Origin of the sequence: Pseudomonas sp. (assembly GCF_051660785.1) — a bacterium.
GTDB lineage: Bacteria > Pseudomonadota > Gammaproteobacteria > Pseudomonadales > Pseudomonadaceae > Aquipseudomonas.
On record NZ_JBOFQE010000117.1, the window covers coordinates 1 to 24,332 of the forward strand.

23 protein-coding genes are annotated in these 24,332 nt (G+C 61.9%); 13 read left to right on the top strand and 10 right to left on the bottom strand.

Going from position 1 to position 24,332, the window contains the following annotated elements:
• Positions 1-88 precede the first annotated feature (88 nt).
• Positions 89-1,291, bottom strand: coding sequence for an MFS transporter (locus ACRC4F_RS31105; RefSeq protein WP_438662736.1), 1,203 nt, complete (start codon positions 1,289-1,291; stop codon positions 89-91).
• 357 nt (positions 1,292-1,648) lie between these two features.
• Between ACRC4F_RS31105 and ACRC4F_RS31110 the strand changes: the two genes are divergently transcribed.
• Positions 1,649-3,766, top strand: coding sequence for a mechanosensitive ion channel family protein (locus tag ACRC4F_RS31110; protein WP_438662737.1), 2,118 nt, complete (start codon positions 1,649-1,651; stop codon positions 3,764-3,766).
• 123 nt (positions 3,767-3,889) lie between these two features.
• On the opposite strand, the gene ACRC4F_RS31115 is transcribed toward ACRC4F_RS31110, so the two are convergent.
• Entirely contained in the window at positions 3,890-8,206 is a 4,317-nt protein-coding gene (locus ACRC4F_RS31115) for a DEAD/DEAH box helicase (RefSeq protein ID WP_438662738.1), read from the bottom strand.
• Between the two features lie 367 nt (positions 8,207-8,573).
• On the opposite strand from ACRC4F_RS31115, the gene ACRC4F_RS31120 reads away from it, so the two are divergent.
• Both ACRC4F_RS31120 and ACRC4F_RS31125 read left to right on the top strand, forming a co-directional pair.
• Entirely contained in the window at positions 8,574-9,458 is an 885-nt protein-coding gene (locus tag ACRC4F_RS31120) for a sugar nucleotide-binding protein (RefSeq protein ID WP_438662739.1), read from the top strand.
• Entirely contained in the window at positions 9,451-10,380 is a 930-nt protein-coding gene (locus ACRC4F_RS31125; RefSeq protein ID WP_438662740.1) for an NAD-dependent epimerase/dehydratase family protein, read from the top strand. The genes ACRC4F_RS31120 and ACRC4F_RS31125 overlap by 8 nt, the downstream gene beginning before the upstream one ends.
• Positions 10,381-10,570: 190 nt before the next feature.
• On the opposite strand, the gene ACRC4F_RS31130 is transcribed toward ACRC4F_RS31125, so the two are convergent.
• The 5 genes from ACRC4F_RS31130 to ACRC4F_RS31150 form a co-directional block, all read right to left on the bottom strand.
• Entirely contained in the window at positions 10,571-11,269 is a 699-nt protein-coding gene (locus tag ACRC4F_RS31130; protein WP_438662741.1) for an OmpW/AlkL family protein, read from the bottom strand.
• Positions 11,270-11,446: 177 nt separating this feature from the next.
• The gene (locus ACRC4F_RS31135; RefSeq protein ID WP_438662742.1) at positions 11,447-11,965 is read right to left on the bottom strand and encodes a DUF3299 domain-containing protein; all 519 of its coding nucleotides are present in this window, start codon (positions 11,963-11,965) and stop codon (positions 11,447-11,449) included.
• Positions 11,966-11,976: 11 nt separating this feature from the next.
• The gene (locus ACRC4F_RS31140; RefSeq protein WP_438662743.1) at positions 11,977-13,242 is read right to left on the bottom strand and encodes an ABC transporter permease; all 1,266 of its coding nucleotides are present in this window, start codon (positions 13,240-13,242) and stop codon (positions 11,977-11,979) included.
• A gap of 1 nt (position 13,243) precedes the next feature.
• Positions 13,244-13,954, bottom strand: a complete 711-nt coding sequence (locus ACRC4F_RS31145) for an ABC transporter ATP-binding protein (RefSeq protein ID WP_438662744.1) — start codon at positions 13,952-13,954, stop codon at positions 13,244-13,246.
• Between the two features lie 179 nt (positions 13,955-14,133).
• Positions 14,134-14,718 carry a DUF2796 domain-containing protein gene (locus ACRC4F_RS31150; protein ID WP_438662745.1) on the bottom strand — a complete coding sequence of 195 codons (585 nt, stop codon included), beginning with the start codon at positions 14,716-14,718 and terminating at the stop codon, positions 14,134-14,136.
• A gap of 134 nt (positions 14,719-14,852) precedes the next feature.
• On the opposite strand from ACRC4F_RS31150, the gene ACRC4F_RS31155 reads away from it, so the two are divergent.
• Entirely contained in the window at positions 14,853-15,200 is a 348-nt protein-coding gene (locus ACRC4F_RS31155) for a hypothetical protein (protein ID WP_438662746.1), read from the top strand.
• Here the strand turns inward: ACRC4F_RS31155 and trxA are convergent.
• The 3 genes from trxA to ACRC4F_RS31170 all read right to left on the bottom strand — a co-directional run bounded on the left by trxA (position 15,197) and on the right by ACRC4F_RS31170 (position 17,382).
• Entirely contained in the window at positions 15,197-16,069 is an 873-nt protein-coding gene (trxA, locus tag ACRC4F_RS31160; protein ID WP_438662747.1) for a thioredoxin, read from the bottom strand. The two genes, ACRC4F_RS31155 and trxA, sit on opposite strands and share 4 nt — an antisense overlap.
• 198 nt (positions 16,070-16,267) lie before the next feature.
• Positions 16,268-16,921 (bottom strand): class I SAM-dependent methyltransferase, encoded by a 654-nt coding sequence (locus ACRC4F_RS31165; RefSeq protein ID WP_438662748.1) that lies wholly within the window; start codon positions 16,919-16,921, stop codon positions 16,268-16,270.
• The gene (locus ACRC4F_RS31170) at positions 16,918-17,382 is read right to left on the bottom strand and encodes a YbaY family lipoprotein (RefSeq protein ID WP_438662749.1); all 465 of its coding nucleotides are present in this window, start codon (positions 17,380-17,382) and stop codon (positions 16,918-16,920) included. The genes ACRC4F_RS31165 and ACRC4F_RS31170 overlap by 4 nt, the downstream gene beginning before the upstream one ends.
• Positions 17,383-17,509: 127 nt before the next feature.
• On the opposite strand from ACRC4F_RS31170, the gene nrdR reads away from it, so the two are divergent.
• From nrdR to ACRC4F_RS31215, 9 genes are all read left to right on the top strand, one after another.
• Complete coding sequence (gene nrdR, locus ACRC4F_RS31175) at positions 17,510-17,974, top strand: transcriptional regulator NrdR (RefSeq protein ID WP_003228656.1); 465 nt, start codon at positions 17,510-17,512, stop codon at positions 17,972-17,974.
• The gene (gene ribD / locus ACRC4F_RS31180; RefSeq protein ID WP_438662750.1) at positions 17,971-19,104 is read left to right on the top strand and encodes a bifunctional diaminohydroxyphosphoribosylaminopyrimidine deaminase/5-amino-6-(5-phosphoribosylamino)uracil reductase RibD; all 1,134 of its coding nucleotides are present in this window, start codon (positions 17,971-17,973) and stop codon (positions 19,102-19,104) included. The genes nrdR and ribD overlap by 4 nt, the downstream gene beginning before the upstream one ends.
• A 46-nt stretch (positions 19,105-19,150) precedes the next feature.
• A complete protein-coding gene (locus tag ACRC4F_RS31185; protein WP_438662751.1) occupies positions 19,151-19,813 on the top strand; it encodes a riboflavin synthase in 663 nt (220 codons plus the stop codon).
• Positions 19,814-19,843: 30 nt separating this feature from the next.
• Complete coding sequence (gene ribBA / locus ACRC4F_RS31190; protein WP_109635198.1) at positions 19,844-20,935, top strand: bifunctional 3,4-dihydroxy-2-butanone-4-phosphate synthase/GTP cyclohydrolase II; 1,092 nt, start codon at positions 19,844-19,846, stop codon at positions 20,933-20,935.
• 91 nt (positions 20,936-21,026) lie between these two features.
• Positions 21,027-21,503: a 6,7-dimethyl-8-ribityllumazine synthase gene (gene ribH, locus ACRC4F_RS31195; protein WP_003185938.1), complete on the top strand. Its 477-nt coding sequence runs from the start codon at positions 21,027-21,029 to the stop codon at positions 21,501-21,503.
• A complete protein-coding gene (gene nusB / locus ACRC4F_RS31200; RefSeq protein ID WP_008033741.1) occupies positions 21,500-22,000 on the top strand; it encodes a transcription antitermination factor NusB in 501 nt (166 codons plus the stop codon). Before ribH ends, nusB begins: the two co-directional genes overlap by 4 nt.
• An 18-nt stretch (positions 22,001-22,018) precedes the next feature.
• Positions 22,019-22,984, top strand: coding sequence for a thiamine-phosphate kinase (gene thiL / locus ACRC4F_RS31205; RefSeq protein ID WP_438662752.1), 966 nt, complete (start codon positions 22,019-22,021; stop codon positions 22,982-22,984).
• Positions 22,981-23,484 (top strand): phosphatidylglycerophosphatase A family protein, encoded by a 504-nt coding sequence (locus tag ACRC4F_RS31210; RefSeq protein WP_438662753.1) that lies wholly within the window; start codon positions 22,981-22,983, stop codon positions 23,482-23,484. The genes thiL and ACRC4F_RS31210 overlap by 4 nt, the downstream gene beginning before the upstream one ends.
• A gap of 22 nt (positions 23,485-23,506) precedes the next feature.
• On the top strand, positions 23,507-24,244 hold the full coding sequence (locus ACRC4F_RS31215; protein WP_438662754.1) for a substrate-binding periplasmic protein: 738 nt from the start codon (positions 23,507-23,509) through the stop codon (positions 24,242-24,244).
• Positions 24,245-24,332: the final 88 nt, after the last annotated feature.

Here is a 24,332-nt window from a genome sequence, read left to right on the forward strand (position 1 = left end):
CGGCTTGCTGGCGATAGCGATGGCACATTCAACATCTATGTGACTGACACACCGCTATCGCCAGCAAGCCGGCTCCTACAAGGGGGACTCAGTGGCTGGCGACGATGCGTGTTGAGCTCTCGGCATAGACCGGGCCGAGTCGGTCAAGACGCCCACTCCACATCGTCAGCGCCAGCGCCACCAACACCACCAGCCCGCCAATCCACGCCGTGTGGATCAAACCCATGTGCGCAACGATCAAACCACCACCCCACGCACCACCGGCGATGCCAAGGTTGAACGCCGCGATGTTCAGCCCCGACGCCACGTCCACCGCATGCGGGGTGTGATGTTCGGCCTGACGCACCACATACACTTGCAGACCCGGCACGTTACCGAACGCCACCGCGCCCCAGACCAGCACGGTGGCCAGCGCCAGCCATGGGTTGCCGGCGGTGAACGTCAGCACGAACAACACGGCAGCGAGCAGGGCGAAGATGATTTTCAGCGCGCTGATCGGGCCGCGCTTATCCGCCAGTTTGCCGCCCCAAATGTTGCCGACGGCCACCGAGATGCCGTAGACCAGCAACACCAGGCTGACGGTGCTGGCGCTGAAACCGGAAATGTCCTGAAGAATCGGCGCGAGGAAGGTGAAAGCGATGAACGAACCGCCGTAACCCACCGCAGTCATGGCATACACCAGCAGCAGGCGCGGTTGCTTGAGCACCTGCAATTGCTGCAACAGCGAAGCGGGTTTGCTGTGGGCAATGTTTTTCGGCACGTAAAGCAGGCTGCCGATGAAGGCGATAACACCCAGCGCAGACACGGCGAGGAAGGTTTCACGCCAGCCGAAATGCTGGCCGATGAAGGTCCCCAGCGGCACACCGGTAACCAGCGCCACGGTCAGGCCGGTGAACATGATCGCGATAGCGCTGGCGGCTTTTTCCTTCGGCACCAGGCTGGTGGCGATGGTCGAGCCAATCGAGAAAAACACCCCGTGGGCCAGGCCGGTGACGATCCGCGCCAGGATCAGCGATTCGTAGCTGGGGGCTTGCCACGCCAGCAAGTTGCCGAGGGTGAACAGGACCATCAGCGACAACAGCAGCAATTTACGCGGGATTTTGCCGGTCAGGGCAGTCAGCACGGGGGCGCCGATGGCAACGCCCAAGGCGTAAAGGCTGACCAGCAGGCCGGCGGACGGCAGGCTGACACCGAGGTCGGCACCGATGGTGGGTAACAGGCCAACGATGACGAACTCGGTCGTCCCGATGGCAAAGGCGCTGAGGGTCAGCGCGAGCAAGGCAATGGGCATGACTGCAACTCCGGAGGGTTTGATTGATGGAGCGCAGTGTCGGGGTTTGGGTTGTGCGGAAAAATAGAGGGATGGGCATTTGATATTTGCGCTGAGGTCAAATATCTCGCAGGCAAATGACATCCTGTGGCGAGGGAGCTTGCTCCCGCCCGGCTGCGCAGCAGTCGCAAAGCCCTACAGCGCGGTGTACCTGGAGATCTCTGGTTTGCATGTTTTTGGGGGCGCTTCGCACCCCAGCGGGAGCAAGCTCCCTCGCCACAGGGGCCAATGCTGGCTGGTTTTATCGCGGTGAAAACCGAACTTGCCCGCCATTTGCCGATCAGTTCCTTACAGACCCTTCCCAAGGAGCTTCCCGTTTTGCTCAAGTTCAAGACCGCGATACTACTGGGGGCGTTGCTGTTTCTGGGCAGCAACGAGCTGGAGGCCGCCACGTTGCCGGGTGTTCCCGCCGCAGCCGAGGAACCGGCAAAGCCTGAGCCACTGGTCCAGGGCGGTCTGCTCGGGGCCATCAGCTCCAGCATCGACGACGTTCAGGAAAAGCTCGACCTCAACGAAGACCTGGTCGGCGCCTGGCGCCTGCGGGCCGATCGGGCGGCGGATGAAGTGGACAAACTGGTGAATCAGCGATCCTCTCGATCGCCGATGAGTGTCGTCGGCGACTTCCTGTTGCTCTCAGGCGTCTGGCTCGGCGCTTTTGCCTTGCTCACGGTGCTCGGCGGCCTGCTGGATAAACGCCTGAGCCTGGGGCGTTTCCTGCGAACGCGGCAACGCAGTCAGGACCTGCTCGGCTATGTGTTGCCTTACACACTTCCAGCGCTCATCTGCCTTCCGCTCACCTTGTACGTCAGCCACTTTTTACCCAACTCGGTAGGCCGTGCCCTGGCACTGTGTTTTGCCTACGCCACCAGCAGCGGCATTTTTTCGACGTCGATGCTGCTTTGCGTAATTGTCATGTTCAACACCGGCCACAAGCGCCCGGCGGTACAGATCATTCGCGATTACTGCCCTCGACCACTGTTCCTGATCGGCTTCCTCGCGGCGCTGAGCGATGCCTTGACCAGCCCGCAAATCGCCCGGCAACTGGGCGGCAACATCACCAGCAGCGTGGCGGTGTTCACCGGGTTTTTCGCCTCGATCATCTTCGGATTACTGGTGATTCGTCTGAGGCGTCCGGTGGCGCATCTGATCCGTAACCGGCCCTTGGCCCAGCGCCTCAAACAACCGTCGCTGCAAGAATCGCTGCGGATCTTTTCCGGGCTCTGGTATTGGCCGATCCTGCTGATGGTGCTGGTGTCGGCGATCAACCTGATCGGCGTCGGCGAGGACAATCAGAAGGCACTGCGCTGCGCGTTGTTCACCACCATTTTGCTGATCGCCACGGTGTTCCTCAGCACGATTTTCCAGCACATGTTCAAGTCGCGGAAGGCCGAAGCGATCCAGCGCAGCAGTGCCTACAAAGAGCGTTTTCTCAGTCTGCTGCATGCGTTGCTGCGGATCGTCATGGCCGTTGCCTTCATCGAAATCCTCGGGCGGATCTGGGGCGTGTCGCTGTTCGAATTCGCCGAGCGCAACTCGGTGGGCCGGGCGATCAGTGAGTCGTTGAGCAGCATGGGCCTGATCTTTCTGGTGACCTGGTTGCTGTGGGTGGTGCTCGATACGGCGATCCAGGAAGCGCTGAAACCGCCAGTCAATAAACGCACGGCGCAGCCCAGTACGCGGGTCAAAACCATCCTGCCGCTGTTGCGCAACGCGATCAAAATCATCCTGGTGGTGATCTGCGCGATTACCACCATGGCCAACCTGGGAATCAACGTCGCGCCGTTGCTGGCCGGTGCCGGGGTGGTCGGTCTGGCCATCGGTTTCGGTTCACAGCAACTGGTGCAGGACGTGATCACCGGGTTGTTCATCATCATCGAAGACACCTTGTCGATTGGCGACTGGGTGGTGCTCGATTCCGGCCACGCCGGCACGGTCGAGGGTCTGACCATCCGCACCTTGCGCCTGCGCGACGGCAAGGGTTTTGTGCACTCGGTGCCGTTCGGGCAGATCAAGGCTGTGACCAACCAATCGCGGCAGTTCGCCTATGCGTTTTTTTCGGTGCAGTTCACCTACGACACCGATGTCGACAAGGCGATCGAGCTGATCCGGGAGGCGGGGGATTCGATCCGTGAGGACGCGTTTCTCAAGTACAACCTGCAAGGGCCGCTGGACGTGTTTGGCGTCGACAAAATGGACCTCAACGGCGTGGTGCTGACGGCGCAGTTCCGCACGGTGTCGGGTGGGCAATACGCGGTCAGCCGGGCGTTTAACCAGCGCTTGAAAAAGCTTGTGGATAACAGCCCGTGGGTGCATTTCGCGCAGACTTATCCACAGCAGGTTTTAATGCCGAAGCATGTGATGGCCGGGCAGGAAGACGACGGACCGGCGCCGGAGAATTCGCCGGTGTTATTGCCGGATCAGCCTCGCACTCAATGATTTTGTGGTGTTGCTGATGGCCTCATCGCCGGCAAGCCGGTCTCGCTCCCACAGGGGGCCTGCGGTGTACACAAATCCAATGTGGGAGCGAGCCTGCTCGCGATGGGGACAGTCCAGACACCCTCAATGCCGGATCAGTTTGCTGTGTAGTTCAGCAGCCAATTGCTGATCCAGCTCCACCCAGTAAACCTGCTTCCCGGCAATCTCCGCCGCCACCGGCAACCCATCCCGATACACCAGCCGATTACTCGCCAGCGCCGGCACTTTCGCGCCGGGCAATAACGTCCCGGCCAGGTTCAGCGGATCCACCCCGCACACCGCAATCAAGGTCCCGTCATGCGGTCGGCGCCGTACTTCGCGCAGCAACGGAATCGCCTCAGGCAACGCAAATTGCTCGCCGGCCAAACCACTGACAAACCGCCCACCGCGAATCTCCCCCCGCGCTTCCAGCCGGTGGAACGTGCGCAGCAATTCCCTCCAGCTCGGCAACCAATCGGCTTCCCGCTCCAGCAAGCGCCAGAACACCACGCCGTAGCGCCGAAGCAAGGTCATGGCGATGTGTTCCAGGGTGTCGCTCGGCGTCGGCGCCGGTCGTTTGTTATCCACAACCGGTGCAGCGGGACCGCGTCGCAACAAGGCCCAGCGCCCGGCATCGTCCATCCCGCCGACAAACGCCCCACGCCCGCGTCGGCTGCTGCGGTTCTGCCGTTTGCTGGCCGGGGTGATCAGCGCTCGCAGGCCGGCGAAACTGTCGGCGTTCACAAGTCCTGCGCCGACCAGTTCCTGCAAGGCGATTTCCAGTTCGGCGCGCAACAGATGAGCCTCGTGAATCAACTCATCGAAAAACAGCGCGCCGTGTTGGCTGAGGGCTTCGTAAACCTTTTGCGTCTTGGGCGACAGTTCGCTGACCGGGGTCTGCTCGGTCAAGCTGCTCCACAACCCGACCTGTGTGCGCGGCAATAACAGAATCGGCGTGCTGCGCAGCGCCGTGCCGGCGGTTTTGTTGCGCGCGGTCAGGCGCGTCCAGACCAGTTTGCCGCTGCGACACAGATCGTCCAGCCAACTCGCCGAATAGCCTTTGATGCGCATTGGCAGAATGTCGCTGTCCCACGCTGAAGCAGCGGCGGGATAGCCTTCGAACTGCGCGACGATGGCTGGCAATACCGCGTTGCCCTGGCCTTGAGTCGAGGCGGACAAATGCTGCCAGTCGAACAGAAAGCGCATGAAATCCTGCAACGCCACCGGCTCGATTTCCCGCCGCAGACGCTTGACCGTGTAGCGATGAATTCGCGCCAGCAGATGCCGCTCGCACCATTCATCCTCACTGGCTCCCGGGGTGAATTGGCCGCGCAGCACATAACCTTCGCGTTCCAGTTGTGCCAACGTCTGGGTGACTTCAATGGCCGGCAATCCCAAGGGGGCAGCAATCGCTTGCAATGGCAGCGGACCAAACGCGCTGAGCCGCGCGCGAATCACTTCGAGCAGCGCCTCATCCGGCTCCCAGACTTCATCGAACCCTGGCAGCGCCGCCAGCGGTGGCTGCAAAGTCGCCTGTGGATAAACCGCGCCCACAAGGGTCAACCGCTCCAGCGCCAGCCACAGCGATTGCTCGGCATTAATCTGCAAACGGCTGGCGCGGCCGCTTTCAGCGAGGGCGTTCAGCCAGTCCAACCAATGCACATTGGCCTGCGCCTCGGTATCGGCGATGCACGCGAGGCTCATCAAGGCTTCGTGCATTTCATCGACGCTTGTAGGTGTTGGCCAGGCTTCGTCACGCACTGCTTGAATCGCTTCGGCGTCCAGCGCACCGAGGTCGTCGGTGGACTGCGGGTCGGTCCAGCGCCGGTTAAGCACCGCTTGGGTGCGGCGCTCCTCCAGCGGCGCATCGTCGAGAAAAGTGTAGGGGCGGGCGCTGAGGATTTCCGCTGCCAGTGGCGAGGGCGCCGGCAAATCGCGGCTGATCAGCCGCACATCGCCGCGTTCCATGCGCCGCAACAACGCCAGCCAGCCTTCACTGTCCATGGCTTCGTGCAGGCAATCGTCGAGGGTTTGTTCCACCAGCGGATGTTCGGGCACTTCACGTTCGCCGGCGAGGTTTTCCACGCAGGCGATCTGGTCGGGAAACACGCTGGCGATCAGGTCCTCGCTTTTCATCCGCTGGATCTGCGGCGCGACTTTGCGCCCGCCGGTATAGCGTGGCAGCGCCAAGGCAACCCCGGCATTCCAGCGCCAGCGAACACCGAACAGCGGCGCATCGAGGATTGCCTGGATCAGCAGGTGTTCGGCCGTGTTGCTGTGCACGTAACGCCAGACGTCATCGAGTTCAAAGCTGTGGCTGGTGGACAGCGACAGCACGATCGCGTCTTCGCTGGCGGCGGCCTGCAATTCGAAGTTGAAAGTGCGGCAGAAACGCTTGCGCAGGGCCAGGCCCCAGGCGCGGTTGATGCGACTGCCGAACGGCGTGTGGATGATCAATTGTGTGCCGCCGGACTCGTCGAAAAAACGCTCCATCAGCAGCGTGTCTTGCGACGGCAGGGCGCCCAACGTCAGGCGCGCGCGAGCCAGGTAATCCACCAGCTGCTCGGCGCTGGCCAGGTTCAGGCCGAGGGTGTCGGTCAGCCAGTCGATGGCCGGCTGCAAGTTGCCCGGCGTGGCGCCGAGCAGGTCGTCGAGCTGCGCTTGCAGGCGCGCCACGGCGAATGACAATTCTGCACTGCGACCGGGTGCTTCACCGAGCCAGAACGGAATGGTCGGCGGCTGGCCCTGGGCGTCCTCGACCCGGACCTTGCCGGTGTCGACGCGCAGGATTCGATACGACGTATTGCCCAGCTGGAAGATATCCCCGGCGATGCTTTCCACCGCAAAGTCTTCGTTGACGCTGCCGATGTTCAGCCCCTGAGGTTCGAGCAGTACGCTGTAATCGGCGTTGTCCGGGATGGTTCCGCCGCTGGTCACGGCCGTCAGTTTGCTGCCCCGGCGACCGCGCAACGTACGGGTCACGGCGTCGCGGTGCAGGTAAGCGCTGCGGATGCCCTGCCGGCCGTTGTAACCCTCGGCGAGCATGTGTAGCAGCGCCTGGTAATGTTTTTCGTCGAGTCCGGCGTACGGCGAGGCTTTGCGGAACATCTCCAGCAATGCCTGTTCTTGCCATTCCTGGCAGCTGACCTCGGCGATGATCTGCTGCGCCAGCACGTCCAGCGGCGCCTTGGGAATCTGCAAGGTGTCGAGTTCGCCACGGCGCACGCAGTCGAGCAGGGCGGCGCATTCGATCAGGTCATCGCGGGTGGTGGCGAACAAACGGCCCTTGGGCGTGCCGCCGACCTGGTGCCCGGATCGGCCGACCCGTTGCAGAAACCCGGCAATCGAGCGCGGCGAGGCGATCTGGCACACCAGGTCGACGTCGCCAATGTCGATCCCCAGCTCCAGCGATGCCGTGGCGATCAGCACTTGCAGGTCGCCGCGCTTGAGTCGTTGCTCCGCGTCGAGGCGAAACTCCTTGGCCAGGCTGCCGTGATGCGCGGCCACGGCCTCTTTGCCGAGACGCTCGCTCAAATGCCGGCTCAGGCGCTCGGCCAGGCGCCGGGTGTTGACGAAAACCAGCGTGGTGCGGTGTTCGCGGGCGAGAATGGCGAGGCGGTCGTAGACCAATTCCCAGACATCGTTGGCCATCACTGCCGATAGCGGCACTGGCGGGACTTCGATGTCCAGATCCCGCGGGCGGGCGTGGCCGATGTCGATGATTTCGCACTCACGATCACGACCCACGAGGAAGCGTGAGACCGCTTCAATGGGTTTCTGCGTGGCGGACAGGCCGATGCGCATCAGCGGGACCGCGCACAGCGCCTGCAATCGTTCGAGGCTCAGGGCCAAATGGCTGCCGCGTTTGCTGGCGGCGATGGCATGGATTTCGTCGACGATCACCGTGCGAGTGGTGCCGAGCATCTGCCGGCCGGAGTCGGAACCGAGCAGCACGTAAAGGGATTCCGGGGTGGTCACCAGAATGTGCGGCGCCGTGCGGCGCATGGCCGAGCGGTCTTTTTGCGGCGTGTCGCCGGTGCGCACGGCGGTGTTGATCCGTAATTCGGGCAGGCCCATGACGCGCAATTGCTCTGTGATGCCGGCCAGCGGGTTTTGCAGGTTGATCTGGATGTCGTTGGACAGGGCTTTGAGCGGTGAAACGTAGACCACCAGGGTTTTGTCGGGCAACCCGCCCTCGTTTTCCAGTCCGCGATGGACCAGGTCGTCAATGACCGCGAGGAATGCCGTGAGGGTTTTGCCGGAACCGGTGGGCGCGGCGATCAGGGTCGAACGGTGCTGGCGGATCAACGGCCACGCCCGGGCCTGGGCGGCGGTGACCGACGGGAACGTGTTGTGGAACCAGGCGCTGACGGCGGGGTGGAAGCCTGCCAGGGCCGCGTCCGTGGGGATGGGCAGATTCATGGGGTAATTTATGCGGGTGGGGATAGGAAGTTGCAAGTACCGCTCGGTTTATCGCCGTCCTTGTGGCGAGGGAGCTTGCTCCCGCTGGGTTGCGCAGCAGCCCCAAAACCTGCCTCCCAGTTCATCCTGACACTCCGAACCGCCCGATTTTACGACTGCTTCGCCCGGGCGCGGATCGGCCGGCGGGAGCAAGCTCCCTCGCCACAGGGGCCGCAGGGGCCGCAGTTAACCAAGGGATCTACACTTTACGGATGACGGTTGCGCACTAAACCCGCAAAATGCAACGATTCCGGCAACTATCAACGACATGGCCTGCGGGCGCTGTCGATAAAGCCATCGTTCCAATCAGACTGGGCCTGCTGACTCTATGCGAATGCGCCTTATGTTACTGGGCGGCGGAAATGCCCTTGGGCAGGCGCTGATTCGCCTCGGTGCGGAGGAAGACATCGGCTTCCTCGCCCCCCGCCCACCGCAAGACGGCTGGGATGCCGCGAGCCTGACGCAACTGCTCGACGACACCCGCCCGGACGCGCTGATCAATCTCGCCTACTACTTCGACTGGTTTCAGGCGGAGACGGTCAGCGAGCAGCGTCTGGCCGGGCAGGAGCGGGCGATCGAGCGTCTGGCCGAGCTGTGCCAGCATCACAACATCGTGCTGCTGCAACCGTCGAGCTATCGCGTATTCGACGGCTCCCGGGCGACCGCCTACAGCGAAAAAGACGAACCGGTGCCGCTGGGCTTGCGCGGTCAGGCCTTGTGGCGGATCGAACAAAGCGTGCGCGCCACCTGTCCGCAACACGTGCTGCTGCGCTTCGGCTGGCTGCTCGATGACAGCCCTGACGGCACCCTCGGGCGTTTCCTCGGTCGCGCCGAACAACCTGAAGAACTGCTGCTGGCTGACGACCGCCGGGGCAACCCGACCCCGGTCGACGACGCGGCGCGGGTGATCATTTCGGTGCTCAAGCAACTTGATTGTGCAGCACCGCTGTGGGGCACCTATCATTACGCCGGGCACGAGGCGACGACGCCGCTGGCGCTGGGTCAGGCGATCCTGACTGAAGCACGCAGCCTGCATCCGCTGGCCATCGAAGCGCCGACCGCCCAGGCTCATGCCGCGCGCCCGGACGCCGCCGAAGAGCCGCAACACGCGGTATTGGCCTGCAAGAAAATTCTTCACACGTTCGGGATCAAGCCCCGCGCCTGGCGCGCGGCACTCCCGGGCTTACTGGATAGGTTCTATCGCCATGGCTGACGGCCCTGTTTTAATCACCGGCGGCGCCGGTTTCATCGGCTCGCATCTGACCGATGCCTTGCTCGCCAAGGGCCATTCGGTGCGCATTCTCGATGACCTGTCCACCGGCAAACGCAGCAACCTGCCGCTGGGCAATCCCAAGGTCGAGCTGGTTGTGGGCGACGTCGCCGATGCTGCGCTGGTGGCGCAGGCGATGGTCGGTTGCAGCGCCGTGGCGCATCTGGCGGCGGTGGCGTCGGTGCAGGCCTCGGTGGACGATCCAGTGAAGACTCACCGGAGCAATTTCGTCGGTTCGCTGAATGTCTGCGAAGCCATGCGCCAGGCTGGCGTCAAGCGAGTGTTGTACGCCTCCAGTGCGGCGGTCTACGGCAACAATGGCGAAGGCGAGTCGATCGATGAAGACACGCCCAAGGCGCCGTTGACCCCGTATGCGTCGGACAAGTTGGCCAGCGAGTATTACTTCGATTTCTACCGTCGCCAGCATGAACTGGAGCCGGTGATTTTCCGTTTCTTCAACATTTTCGGTCCGCGTCAGGACCCGTCCTCGCCGTATTCCGGCGTGATCAGCATTTTCAGCGAGCGTGCGCAGAAAGGCCTGCCCATCACCGTGTTTGGCGATGGCGAGCAGACGCGTGATTTCGTGTACGTCGAGGATCTGGTGGGCCTGCTGGTGCAAGCCATCGAGCTGCCGCAGGTTGAAGTTGGCGCGGTAAACGTCGGCTGGAACCAGGCGACCTCTCTCAAGCAAATGCTTGAAGCGTTGCAGGCGGTGGTCGGTCAATTGCCACCGGTGAGTTATGGCCCGGCACGTTCTGGTGACATCCGTCATTCGCGGGCGAACAACCGGCGATTGCTGGAGCGCTTTACCTACCCTGAGCAGACACCGATGAGTGTCGGGCTTGCGCGGTTGTTGGGACGCTGAGGTTTCTGCAGCCATGAAAAAGGCGCCTTTCGAGGCGCCTTTTTTCGGTCTCGTACTTTCTACCGACGCGAACCCTGTGGCGAGGGAGCTTGCTCCCGCTCGACTGCGCAGCGGTCGCCATCAATCCAGGGTCTGCTTCGCAGCCCAGCGGGAGCAAGCTCCCTCGCCACAAAAGCCATTCAAATGCTTCTTAGAACTTGTAGCCCAGGCCAACCATGTAGATAAACGGATCAACATCCACATTCACCTTGGCCCGGGTGCCCGGTGCAACCGCGTTGTTCTCAACGGTCGCGCGGGTATCGATGTCGATGTAGCGCACCTGGGCGTTGATCATCACGTTGTCGGTCAGCATGTAGTCGGCGCCGACCTGGAACGCCATGCCCCAGGAGTTTTTCGCCTTGAAGTTACTGAAGCCGTTGGCCTGCGCTTCGCTGCCGACGTGCTCGTCGTAGATCCAGGTGTAGTTGATACCGGCGCCAACGTAGGGCTGAAACGCGGACTTCCCGTCCAGCGGGTAGTACACAACGCTCAAGGTCGGCGGCAGGTGTTTGAGGGTGCCGAGTTTGCCGTTGGCCGCGCCGAGGGCGGTGCCTTTTAGCTTCACGTCATGTTCGAACGGCGAGGCGGCCAGCAGCTCGATCCCCCAGTGGCTGTCGATCATGTAGGCGAAGTTCAGGCCCAGTTGCGTGTCGCTGCTCATGGTGGCCTTGCCACCCAGGTCGGCGCCGGCCAGCGGGCCTTGGTCGACCTTGACGCTGGAGCTGTCGGCTTTCGGGTTGACGGTGATTGCACCGGCACGAACGATGATGTCGCCAGCTTCATGGGCATAGGCGAGCGGGGCTGCGAGCGCGAGGGCAAGCAGCGAAGCGCAGAGCGCGGACTTGTACATGGGGGCTCCAAAGGACGTTAAAAATGTTCGATGTCCAATGGTACGGAGGCGTCTGATACGGTCTTTTGATGCAGCTCAATGAAACAGTGATGGGCTTGGGTTTGCGGGTGTTTTTGAGGACTTCATCGCTAGCCTGCTAGCGATGACTATCGATCAAACAACACATGACTCCCGGATTCACTCCGGCAGTTCATACACATAAATCTTGTCCGCCTCCATCTGATACCCCGCATCCGCCAGCTCGCTGCTCGACGCTTTGACCTGCAACGCCCCCTCGATCCAGTACGGCTGATACAGCTCATCGAGCTTCACGCCCACTTCGCTTTTCACATGCACGATCTGATTCGACGGCGGTGGCGGCACATGGATGCAGGCGCCGAAATACGGCACCAGCAAAAACTCCGTGGCACGGCCTTCCTCGCTCACTTCCAGCGGCACGATGTAACCCGGCAGGCGAATGTTCTGCCCGTCGAGGCTTTTCACCACCGGCGCATTGGGCATGTCCTGCTTGGCGGCCGGCGCCGATTCAGCGGCCAGCGCGTTGCCCATCTGCGACAGGTCATGCAGCGGTGTCATGTTCGGCACTTCCGGTGCGGCGTCCGGCGGGATCATTTCCGACCAGGTCAGTTCTTTCGGCTCGGCCGCCCACAGCGGCAGGGCGACCAGCATCAACAGCGCAAGCAAGGCGCGGGGCATCATTAACGTCCTCATAGTCGGATTGACAGGCCATCGGCCAAAGATTGGCGATACGCGCGCCAGGCCGGCACGCTGCCCATCAGCAACGCGGCGATCAGGATGCCACCGAGCAGCGTCCATTCATATTCACTGGGCCAGGCGAGTGGCAGGAACAAGCCGTAATTGGCTTGCACATAACCCTGGGCCAACGCGATGCCCACGTACAAAAGCCCCAATCCGGCGATCACGCCCGACAGCGCCAGGGCAAACGCCTCCAGCACCAGCAACGTCGCGATGTGCCACGGCCGGGCGCCGACCGAGCGCAGAATCGCCATCTCTCGGCGTCGTTCGTTGAGGCTGGTGAGGATCGCCGTGAGCATGCCGATCAAACCGGTCAGCACCACAAACAGCGAGACCACGAACAAGGCTTTTTCCGCTGTGCTCATCAAACTCCACAACTCCTGCAGCGCCACGCCGGGCAGGATCGCCAGCATCGGCTCGCCACGGAATTCGTTGATTTCACGCTGAACGGCGAAGGTCGAAATCTTGCTGTTGAGGCCGAGCATGAACGCGGTGATCGCTTGTGGCGTCAGGTCCATGTTGCGCGCCTGATCGGCGCTGATCCGGCCTTTGCCCTGGGCCGGCACACCGTTGTGCCAGTCGACGTGAATCGCTTCCATGCCACCAAGGCTGATGTGCAACGTGCGGTCCACCGGGGTGCCGGTGCGTTTAAGAATGCCGACCACGGTGAACGGTTTGTCGTCGTGTTTGACCAGGCTGATCACCGCCACACCATGAGCCAACACCAGTTTGTCGCCGAGTTTGTAGTGCAGCGCATCCGCCACCTCGGCACCGAGTACTACTTCGAACGGGTCGCTGGCGAAGGCGCGACCGTCGGCCAATTCCAAGTGTTGTTGATGACCGTACTGGTAGTGCTCGAAGTACGCCTCGGTGGTGCCCATCACGCGGTAACCGCGATGGGAGTCACCGAGGGACATCGGGATCGCCCACTTCACTTTCGGGTTGTTGGCGAAGTGTTCGAAGCTGTCCCAGCGGATGTTGTTGGTGGCGTTGCCGATGCGGAACACCGAGTACAGCAACAGGTTCACCGAGCCGGAACGGGCGCCGACGATCAGGTCAGTGCCGCTGATGGTGCTGGCGAAACTGGCTTTGGCTTCGGTGCGCACCCGTTCCACGGCCAACAGCAGACAGACCGACAGGGCAATGGCGAACGCGGTGAGGATCGCGGTGAAACGGCGATTAGCCAGACTGGCCATGGCAAGACGAAACAAATACATCTCAGACCTCGGACGGGGTGGCGGCGCGATTGAGATCGGCCAGCGACAAGTGGCGATCGAACAGCGGCGCGAGGCTTTGGTCGTGGCTGACGAACAACAGGCTCGAGCCGGCTTCACGGCATTCGGCGAACAGCAGGCGAATGAAGTTTTCGCGAGCGTCGTAGTCCAGCGCCGAAGTCGGTTCGTCGGCGATCACCAATTCCGGCTGACCGATCAACGCGCGCGCGGCGGCGACCCGTTGCTGTTGACCGATGGACAGCGAATCGGCGCGGCGGCTGAGGATGCTTTCATCCTTCAGGCCCAAGTGGGCGAGCAGGGTGGCTGCGGCCTGGTCGACACTGCCGTGGCGCTGTTTCGCCCGTTCGGCGCGCAGCCTGGAGAAGTGGCAGGGCAGTTCGACGTTCTCGCGCACCGAGAGAAACGGCAGCAGGTTGAATTGCTGAAAAATGTAGCCGGTGTGATCGACGCGAAAGCGGTCACGCGCGCCGGCGCCGAGTTCGGTCAGTTCCTGGCCCAGCAGGCGAATGCTGCCGCGATCGGGCTTCTGCACACCGCCCAGCAGGCCGAGCAGGGTGGTCTTGCCACTGCCGCTGGGGCCTTTGAGGAACAGGGTTTCACCGGGCTCCAGGCGAAACGCCGGGATATCCAGCAGCGGCGGGTGACCGGGCCAGCTGAAGCCCAGGTCGGACAGTTCGATGAGTGCTTGGGTCATGGCGCCGGTTTCATTGGGTTTAGTTACTTGTCTCAATCTCAAATCCAACACACCTCCCTGTGGGAGCGAGCCTGCTCGCGATAGCGGTGTGTCAGACAACAAAGATGTTGAATGTCAGGGCCTCATCGTCGGAACGCCGCCCGGAGCAGGCTCGCTCCCACAGGGGATTTCCGATGGATTTAAAACTTGAGGGCGGCAGCCTTTGCCGTCACTTCAACCCCTTGCTGCCCGCTCGGGCTGATCAGTTGTACCTGAATCTTCTGGGTGGCCGGGAAGGTGTTGAATATGTTCACCAGGTCCAGGGTTTTCAGCGCGCCCGGGGCCGAGCAGGTGAATTGGTAGTGGGCGTGGATTTCGCTGTGATCGTGGTGATGTTCGTCTTTGGCATCTTCATCGTGATCAGCATCTGGCTTGTCACCGAACAACGGACTTTCCAGTTCCTGGGTCGCCACCACACAGCCTGCGGCTTTCGGCAGATTGAACAGCACCAGCGGTTTTTCCAGCTGTGCACGAGCGGCAGCAACCTTGGCCTTGTCGGCGTCGGAGGTAGCGGCGTGTTCGAAGCCCACCAGGTTCATCGCCGGGCTTTCCAGTTCCAGCTCCAGGGTCTGACCGTCCAGCGCCGCGTTCAGGCGACCGACGCCATGTTCGTGGGCGCTGAGGCTGCCGTGTTCATGATCGTGGTCATGATCATGTTCTTCAGCAGCGTGGGCGAAGGCCAGCGGCAACAGGGCAAACGGCAGAGCGAGAAGCAGACGGCGCATGGCGGGTCTCCGAAAGTAAAATGAAGAATTTGTTATGTAATCTTATAACGAAAGTGCGGGGAGTTTGACCGTCTGCTTGGCGTTGCGCAAGTCACATGGGAGCATGCAAGTCAGAAATGTGCGGGAGCAGACCTATGTTGCGAATTCGCGGAAGCATCGGCGATTGGCCGGTGGATTTGACGTTGGAGATGGATGACGGCGACTGGGCGCGGCTTGGCGCGCAGTTGCAGGTGGTCAAGCCTGAGGCCAGTGTCGCCCCGGCCAAACCGGTGAATCAGGATGATGCGCTGTGGCAGGTCGCCAAAGACCTGCTGCGCAAGGCCGGGCAATTGAGTGGGCCGGATTTGCTGGATCAGCTGGAAGGACTGACCGGCAGCGCGTCGTCGGGCAAACGCCTGTTGGTGCGTTTGCGCCATTGCGCTGATGTGAAGGTGACGAGCGGCGGGGATACGCCGCTCTACAGCTGGATCGGCGCTGTTTAATACAGCGCAGCAAACAACTTGCGGCGGTAGGTAGTCACCAGCGGGTGATCATTGCCCAGCAGTTCGAACACTTGCAGCAAGGTCTTGTGCGGCAAGCCTTCGCTGTAGCTGCGATTGCGCACAAACAGTTTCAGTAACGCATCCAGCGCGGCGTCGTACTGTTGGCGGGCCAACTGCTGCATTGCCAGTTGATACACCGCTTCATCGTCCTGCGGGTTTTTCGCCAGGCGCGCTTTCAGGTCTGCGGCATCCGGCAAATCCTTGGCTTGGCCAAGGAACTGGATCTGCGCCTTGGCGCCGGCCAGCGCGGCTTTGTGCTCGTCGCTTTTCACCGCATCGAGCACGGTTTGCGCTTCGCTCAGTTCGCCCCGTTCAGTCAGGCAACGGGCGTAGAGAATCAATGCGCCAGCGTTGGTGTTGTCTTCGCCCAGCAGCACTTTGAGCGCGGCTTCGGCGTCGGCGAAACGACTGTCGTCGAACAGGGCCAGGGCCTGTTCGAACGGATCAGCTGCTGCTGGCGGCGGCATTTGTACGTGAGGCTCAAGCATCGCCCGCACCGCCGATTCCGGCTGCGCGCCGGCAAAACCGTCCACCGGCTGACCGTCCTTGAACAGCACCACGGTCGGCAGGCTGCGAATGCCGAAACGGGCGACGATGTCCTGTTCGAGATCGCAGTTGACCTTGGCCAGCAGCAACTCGCCCTGATAGCTCTCGGCGATGGTCTGCAGCATTGGCATCAGCACTTTGCAGGGCGCACACCATTCGGCCCAGAAATCCACCAGCACCGGTTTGTGGAAAGAGTTCTCGATCACCGACTGGTCGAAATCAGCGGTCGTGGCGTCGAAGATGTACGGCGTTTCCTGACTCATGGGGGATCTCTTGGAAGCGTGAATGGGGCAACTATACGGCTTGACGGGGGGCGGCCGGAAGCGGGGTGGCTGTTGGTGATGTGTTGCCTGACAGAACGCTATCGTCGGAACGCCGCCCGGAGCAGGCTCGCTCCCACAGGGATTTTTCGGTGTGACATAGATCCAGTGTGGGAGCCAGCCTGCTGGCGATGCTTTTAGCTAGCGGCGCGCGTGGTAGAGGCTCACATACCGAAACTCTTCAGGCTCGGCCAGATCCGGCAGGGTCATCGCTTCGAGCATTTCGATGCGTTGATACAACGGGTGACGAAAATCCCTCACCCGCGAATCCGCCACCAGCGCCTCCTTGCCACGACTCAAAAACTCATCAAGCAGCGGCAGATTCGCCCGGTCGTACAGCACGTCCGCCACCAGAATCAGATCAAACCGATCCGCTTCGGCGAAAAAGTCCGACGAGTAGCTCAGCTCCACTTCATTGAGTTCAGCATTCGCCCGACACGCCGCAATCGCCAGCGGGTCGAGGTCACAGGCCACCACCTCCAGCGCCCCAGCCTTCACCGCCGCAATCCCCGCCACCCCGGAACCGGCGCCAAAATCCAGCACCCGCTTGCCTTTGACCCACTCCGGAAATTCGGCGAGATAGCGGGCCACTGCCAAACCGCTGGCCCAGCAGAAACTCCAGTACGGCGGCTCATGCAGAATCCGCCGGGTTTCTTCCGGGCTGAAGGCGCGGTCCATGTTGTCACCGTCGATCAGCCAGAGTTTCAGCTCGGTATCGGGCAATGCGACAGGCACCAGCTGCGCATCACCGAGCAGTTCACCCAACGCCTGTTGCAGGTCGAGCGGTGCAATCATGGCGCTTTGACGAATTGCAGCTGGCCAAGGGCCTGGGTCGTCGGTTGGGTAATGACCTGCGACGGCAAATGCAAAATCAACTGTCCGGATTGGCTGGCACGCCCGCGCAATTCAACGCGAACGCCGGCCGGGAACGATTCCGGGTTGAAGCGCAGGTGAAATGGCAGAATCTGATTGGTGCCGATCAGGCTTGAACTGGCGAGCAATTGTTGCGGGCGGTCCTGGGCATCGATCACTAGCAGCGCCAGTTCGACTTCGGCACCGGCCGGCACGCCTTGCAGGGTGCCGCTCAGTTCACGCTGATACGCGGGCAGCGGGCCGAGGTTGGCCGACTCCTTGGCTTTTTTCTGCGCCGCCTGCGGGGCTGGCCCTGGCGTCGGCGGCTGGGGCTTGGGCGCATCGCTGCTGCAGGCCACCAGCAGGCTGAAAAGACTGAGCAAGACGAGCGGTCTTAGGGACATTTGCGGCTCCAGCAAGGTGAAATCCATGAATCAGGCATATAGCCCGTCTGTATACCGTAAACCCTATGGCTTGTCTTGCCACGGGGATGCGCTACCATGGCCCTCCCTTTTTTTGTTGCCTGCCACCATGCACTGTCCCTTCTGCGGTGCCAACGACACCAAGGTCATCGACTCGCGTCTGGTCGCCGAGGGCGAACAGGTGCGCCGCCGGCGTGAATGCCTGGCCTGCGGCGAGCGTTTCACGACGTTCGAGACTGCCGAACTGGTGTTGCCGCGCCTGATCAAAACCGACGGTAGCCGTCAGCCCTTCGACGAAGAAAAACTTCGCGCCGGCATGCAGCGTGCGCTGGAGAAGCGCCCGGTGAGTGTCGAGCGCCTCGAATCGTCGCTGGTGCACATCAAGCACAAACTGCGCGCCACCGGTGAGCGCGAGGTCAAATCCCTCGTGGTTGGTGAACTGGTGATGGCCGAGCTGCAAAAGCTCGACGAAGTCGCCTACATTCGTTTCGCCTCCGTGTATCGCCGCTTCCAGGACCTCAACGAGTTTCGCGAAGAGATCGATCGCCTGGCCCGTGAGCCGGTGAAAGAATGACCACTTCCCCAGAACAAGCCATCCTCGACGCCCATTACATGGCTCGCGCCCTTGAACTGGCGCGCAAAGGTCATTACACGACGCACCCCAACCCGCGTGTTGGCTGTGTGATTGTGAAGGACGGGCAGATTGTCGGCGAAGGCTGGCATGTCCGCACCGGTGAGCCCCACGCTGAAGTCCATGCCCTGCGCGCCGCTGGTGACAAGGCCCGTGGCGCCACGGCGTACGTGACCCTCGAACCGTGCAGCCATCACGGCCGCACTCCACCCTGTGCAGATGCGCTGGTGAATGCCGGCCTCGCAAGGGTCGTCGCGGCGATGCAGGATCCGAATCCGTCGGTGGCCGGTCGCGGCATGCAGCGCCTGGCCCAGGCGGGCATCGCTATCGAAAGCGGTGTGCTGGAAGGCGAGGCGCGCAAGCTCAACGAAGGCTTCCTCAAGCGCATGGAACACGGCTTGCCGTTCGTGCGGGTGAAGTTGGCCATGAGCCTGGACGGTCGCACGGCGATGGAGAGCGGCGAAAGCCAATGGATCACCGGCCCGGCCGCGCGTTCGGCGGTACAACGTCTGCGCGCCCAGGCCAGCGTGGTGCTGACCGGCGCCGACACGGTCTTGGCGGACAACGCCCGATTGACCGTGCGCGCCGATGAACTGGGCCTGGACGCCGAGCAAACGGCCCTGGCCATGAGCCGTCCGCCGCTGCGCGTACTGATCGACGGCCGTTTGCGCGTGCCGCTCGATGCACCGTTCTTCAAGGCTGGGCCTGCGTTGGTCGCCACCTGCATGGCGATCGAAGAGCAATACGCCAACGGTCCCGAATGCCTGATCGTGGCCGGCGAAGATGGCTTGGTTGACCTGCGCAAGCTACTGGTCGAACTGGCCAATCGTGGGGTCAACGAAGTGTTGGTCGAAGCAGGGCCGCGTCTGGCGGGGGCTTTTGCCCAGCAAGGTCTGGTGGATGAATTCCAGATTTTCATCGCCGGCAAGTTTCTGGGTTCTTCGGCTCGCCCGTTACTGGACTGGCCGCTCGAGCAAATGAAAGACGCGCCCGAGCTCAAAATCACCGAAATTCGCGCGGTTGGCGATGACTGGCGAGTCATCGCCATTCCTGCGCCGGCGGCGAGCGTATAATTCCCGGCCTGCGCCACGCGACGGCTTTGTTCTCGAGGAGGACTCCATGTTTACCGGCATCATCGAATCCATCGGCAGTATTCGTGCATTGACCCCAAAAGGCGGAGATGTGCGGGTCCACGTAGAAACCGGCAAGCTCGACCTGAGCGACGTCAAACTGGGCGACAGCATCGCGGTCAACGGCGTGTGCCTGACCGCCGTTGAATTGCCGGGCAATGGCTTCGCGGCGGACGTCAGTCGCGAAACCCTCGATTGCACCGCGATGAATGACCTGAAAAGCGGCAGCCCGGTGAACCTGGAAAAAGCCCTGACCCCGACCACTCGCCTCGGCGGGCATCTGGTCAGCGGTCATGTCGATGGCGTGGGCGAAGTGGTTGCTCGTACCGAGAATGCCCGAGCTGTGGAATTCCGCATCCGTGCGCCGAAAGAACTCGCCAAGTACATCGCCCATAAAGGCTCGATCACCGTCGACGGCACCAGCCTGACCGTGAACGCGGTGGATGGCGCCGAGTTCCTGCTGACGATCATTCCGCACACCCTGAGCGAAACCATCATGGCGTCGTATCAGCCAGGTCGCCGGGTGAATCTGGAAGTCGACTTGCTTGCCCGTTATCTGGAGCGCCTGTTGTTGGGCGACAAGGCCGCAGAGCCAGCCTCCAGCAACATTACTGAAAGCTTTCTGGCCCAAAACGGCTACCTCAAATCCTGAGCTCTAATTTCGAAAGAAGGGGGGTGCCTTGTGGCGCTCAATAGCATCGAAGAACTGGTTGAAGACATCCGCCAAGGCAAGATGGTCATCCTCATGGATGACGAAGACCGCGAGAACGAAGGCGACCTGATCATGGCCGCCGAGTGCTGCAAGGCCGAACACATCAACTTCATGGCCAAGCACGCCCGTGGCCTGATCTGCATGCCGATGAGCCGTGAGCGCTGCGAACTGCTCAAGCTGCCATTGATGGCGCCGCGCAATGGTTCCGGCTTCGGCACCAAGTTCACCGTGTCCATCGAAGCGGCCGAAGGCGTGACCACCGGCATCTCCGCTGCCGACCGCGCGCGCACCGTGCAAGCGGCTGCGGCGAAAGACGCCAAGGCTGAAGACATCGTCAGCCCCGGCCACATTTTCCCGCTAATGGCCCAGGCCGGCGGCACCCTGGCGCGCGCTGGCCACACCGAAGCGGCGTGTGACCTGGCGCGCATGGCCGGTTTCGAGCCAAGCGGTGTGATCTGCGAAGTGATGAACGACGACGGCACCATGTCCCGTCGCACCGAGCTCGAAGCTTTCGCGGCCGAACACAACATCAAGATCGGCACCATCGCCGACCTGATTCACTACCGGATGATCCACGAACGTACCGTTCAGCGGATTGCCGAGCAGCCGTTGGACAGCGAACTGGGCCAGTTCAACCTGGTGACCTATCGTGATTCCGTGGAAGGCGACGTGCACATGGCCCTGACCCTGGGCACCGTGTGCGCTGAAGAACCGACGTTGGTTCGCGTACACAACATGGACCCGCTGCGCGACCTGCTGATGGTCAAGCAACCGGGCCGCTGGAGCCTGCGCGCCGCCATGGCCGCGGTAGCTGAGGCCGGCAGCGGCGTGGTGCTGTTGCTCGGTCACCCGCTCGATGGTGACGTGTTACTGGCGCACATCCGTGAAACTGCGGATCAGACTGCCGTGAAAAAACCGACCACCTACAGCATCGTCGGTGCCGGTTCGCAGATTCTTCGAGACCTCGGCGTGCGCAAAATGCGCCTGATGTCTGCGCCAATGAAATTTAATGCGATATCCGGTTTCGATCTGGAAGTTGTAGAATACGTGCCCTCCGAATAATGACCGGTTGTTTCCAGTCCTTTATTCGCGGCTAACACATCACCGAGGGACGCGTAGAAAACGCGTCCCGGCTCTTTAAGAGATCTAACGAATGACCCTGAAGACCATCGAAGGTACCTTCATCGCCCCTAAAGGCCGCTACGCTTTGGTAGTGGGCCGTTTCAACAGCTTCGTCGTTGAAAGTCTGGTCAGCGGTGCAGTTGATGCCCTGGTTCGCCACGGCGTAAGCGAAAGCGACATCACCATCATCCGCGCGCCTGGCGCCTTCGAAATCCCGCTGGTTGCGCAGAAAGTCGCTCAGAAGGGCGAGTACGCGGCAATCATCGCCCTGGGCGCGGTCATTCGTGGCGGCACTCCGCACTTCGAATACGTGGCAGGCGAATGCACCAAGGGCCTGGCCCAGGTGTCCATGGAGTTCGGCGTTCCGGTCGCTTTCGGCGTCCTGACCGTTGATTCCATCGAACAAGCCATCGAACGTTCCGGCACCAAGGCCGGTAACAAAGGTGCCGAAGCTGCCCTGTCCGCTCTGGAAATGGTCAGCCTGCTGGCGCAGTTGGAGGCCAAGTGATTAGCGACGAAAGCGATCGTTTTAACCCGCGCGATCCAAAGCCTGCGGATGCCGGCAAGCCATCGAAAAGCGTCAAGCGTCGCGAAGCCCGTCAGCTCGCGACTCAGGCGCTGTACCAATGGCACATGGCCAAGCAGTCGCTGAACGAGATCGAAGCGCAGTTTCGGGTCGATAACGATTTCAGCGATGTCGACGGCGCCTACTTCCGTGAAATCCTGCACGGGGTTCCAGCGCAGAAGGACAAGATCGACGCCGCTCTCAAGCCTTGCCTGGACCTGACCATCGAAGAGCTGGACCCGGTTGAACTGGCGGTATTGCGCCTGTCTACCTGGGAACTGCTTGAGCGTGTCGACGTCCCTTACCGCGTTGTGATCAACGAAGGTATCGAATTGGCGAAAGTCTTCGGTTCCACCGACGGCCACAAATTCGTCAACGGTGTACTCGACAAGCTGGCCCCGCGTCTGCGTGAAGCTGAAGTGAAGGCGTTCAAGCGCTAACAAGCGCTTGCAGCTGCCATGGGCGAGTTTGAGCTGATCCGTAACTTCTTCGCCGCCGCGCCCTGTGCGCAAGGCGGCGAAGGCGTTGCCCTCGGGATCGGCGATGACTGCGCCTTGCTCGCTGTTCCCCCCGGGGAGCAGTTGGCGATTTCCACCGACACGCTGGTTGCCGGCGTGCATTTCGCAGATCCTTGCGACCCGTTTCTGCTCGGTCAGCGTTCGCTGGCTGTAGCTGTCAGTGATCTGGCCGCCATGGGCGCCACCCCTGTTGCCTTTACCCTTGCCCTGACTTTGCCAACGGTAACTGCCGATTGGCTGGACGCTTACGCCCGTGGTTTGAACCTCATGGCGCAGCGCTGTGGTGTGGCGCTGGTGGGCGGCGATACCACGCGCGGGCCGCTGAGCCTGACCATGACCGTGTTCGGTCGTGTGCCGGCCGGCAAGGCGTTGACCCGCCGCGGTGCGCAGCCCGGTGATTTGCTTTGCGTGGGCGGTGAGCTGGGCAATGCGGCGGGTGCCTTGCCGCTGGTATTGGGGCAGCGGACGGCTGAAGCCGCCATCGCCGATCCATTGCTGGCCCATTACTGGTCGCCGCAGCCGCAACTGGCATTGGGTCAGGCGCTGCGTGGCAAGGCCACTTCGGCGCTGGACATCTCCGACGGCCTGCTCGCGGACTGCGGGCATATCGCCCTGGCGTCGAATATCGGCATTCAGGTTGAACGCGACCGCTTACCGCTGTCGAACGCTTTAGTCGCCTTCCTCGGCCAGTCGGGTGCTGAAGACGCGGCCCTGAGTGGTGGCGACGACTATGTACTGGCCTTCACCCTGCCGTCCGTCGAATTGCCCGCGTTGCTGGCCGCCGGCTGGCCGATCCATGTGGTCGGACGTGTGGTGGTCGGGCAGGGCGTTGTGTTGCTGGATGCCGCTGGACAAGACATCACCCCGCAAACCCGGGGCTATCAACATTTTCGGGAGACACCGTGACAGATCATCCCAAACAGGTCCCGGCGGAATTCGTACCGCCTTCGGTCTGGCGCAATCCATGGCATTTCCTGGCGTTCGGCTTCGGTTCGGGCACCTTGCCAAAAGCACCGGGCACCTGGGGTTCGTTAGTTGCGCTACCCTTTATCCCGTTGTGGCAGATGCTGCCCGACTGGGGTTACTGGCTGATGCTCGGCGTCACCATGCTGTTCGGCTTCTGGCTGTGCGGCAAGGTCGCCGACGATCTGCGGGTGCACGACCACGAAGGCATCGTCTGGGACGAAATGGTCGGGATGTGGATCACCCTGTGGCTGGTGCCGGAAGGCTGGTACTGGTTGCTGGCGGGGTTCGTGGTGTTCCGCTTCTTCGACATTCTCAAGCCCTGGCCGATCCACTGGATCGATCGGCATGTGCACGGTGGCGTCGGGATCATGCTCGATGACGTATTGGCAGGTGTGTTTGCGTGGTTGGCGATGCAGGGGCTGGTATGGATTTTCGCCTGAGGGGCGAGACAGGGGACTAAGGATGGCTCGGCGCTGGTTGGCTGTGATGGTGTTCGCCATGTTTTGTTCGTTCGCCCAGGCGGGCGATGCCACGACGACGCCCTCCGTGATCCATCTGGCCAGTGAAGAGTGGGAAGACTACACCGCCGCTGACGGGCATGGCCTGGGTTGGGACGTGCTGCGGGAAGTGTTCGAGCCGGCCGGCGTCAAACTGGACATTCGAACCGAGCCTTACACCCGCGCCGTGGGCCTGGCCCAGCGTGGTGAAGTGGATGCCTGTGTCGGTTCGTATCGTGACGAGGCCAGCGATGTACTTTATCCACGCTGGAATTACGATACCGATCACATCTACGCTCTGGGCCTGGCCAGTAACCCGGCGCCGACCCCGGAAACCCTGGGCAATTATCGACTGGCCTGGGTCCGCGGTTATGAGCTCCAGAAATACCTCCCCGACGTGCAGCGCTATAACGAGGTCGTGCGGCGCACCGGAATTTTGTCGATGCTGACCCGTAACCGTGCCGACTACTACATCGATGCGCTGACTGAAGTCGACTACATCCTGAAGTGGGCCAAGGATCCGACGCAGTTTCGTCGCACCCATATTGCGGAATTGCCGCTCTACCTGTGCTTCGCCGATACGCCCAAGGCCCGCGCATTGATGGCGTTGTTCGATGAGCGCATGGAAATCCTGGTGAAAAGCGGCCGGTTGAAACCGATCTTCGAGCGGTGGAAACAACCCTATCCGTTCAACCCGAACTGAACAAAAATCCCTGTGGGAGCGAGCCTGCTCGCGATAGCGGTGTATCAGTCACCTTTTTGCTGGCTGACACACCGCTATCGCGAGCAGG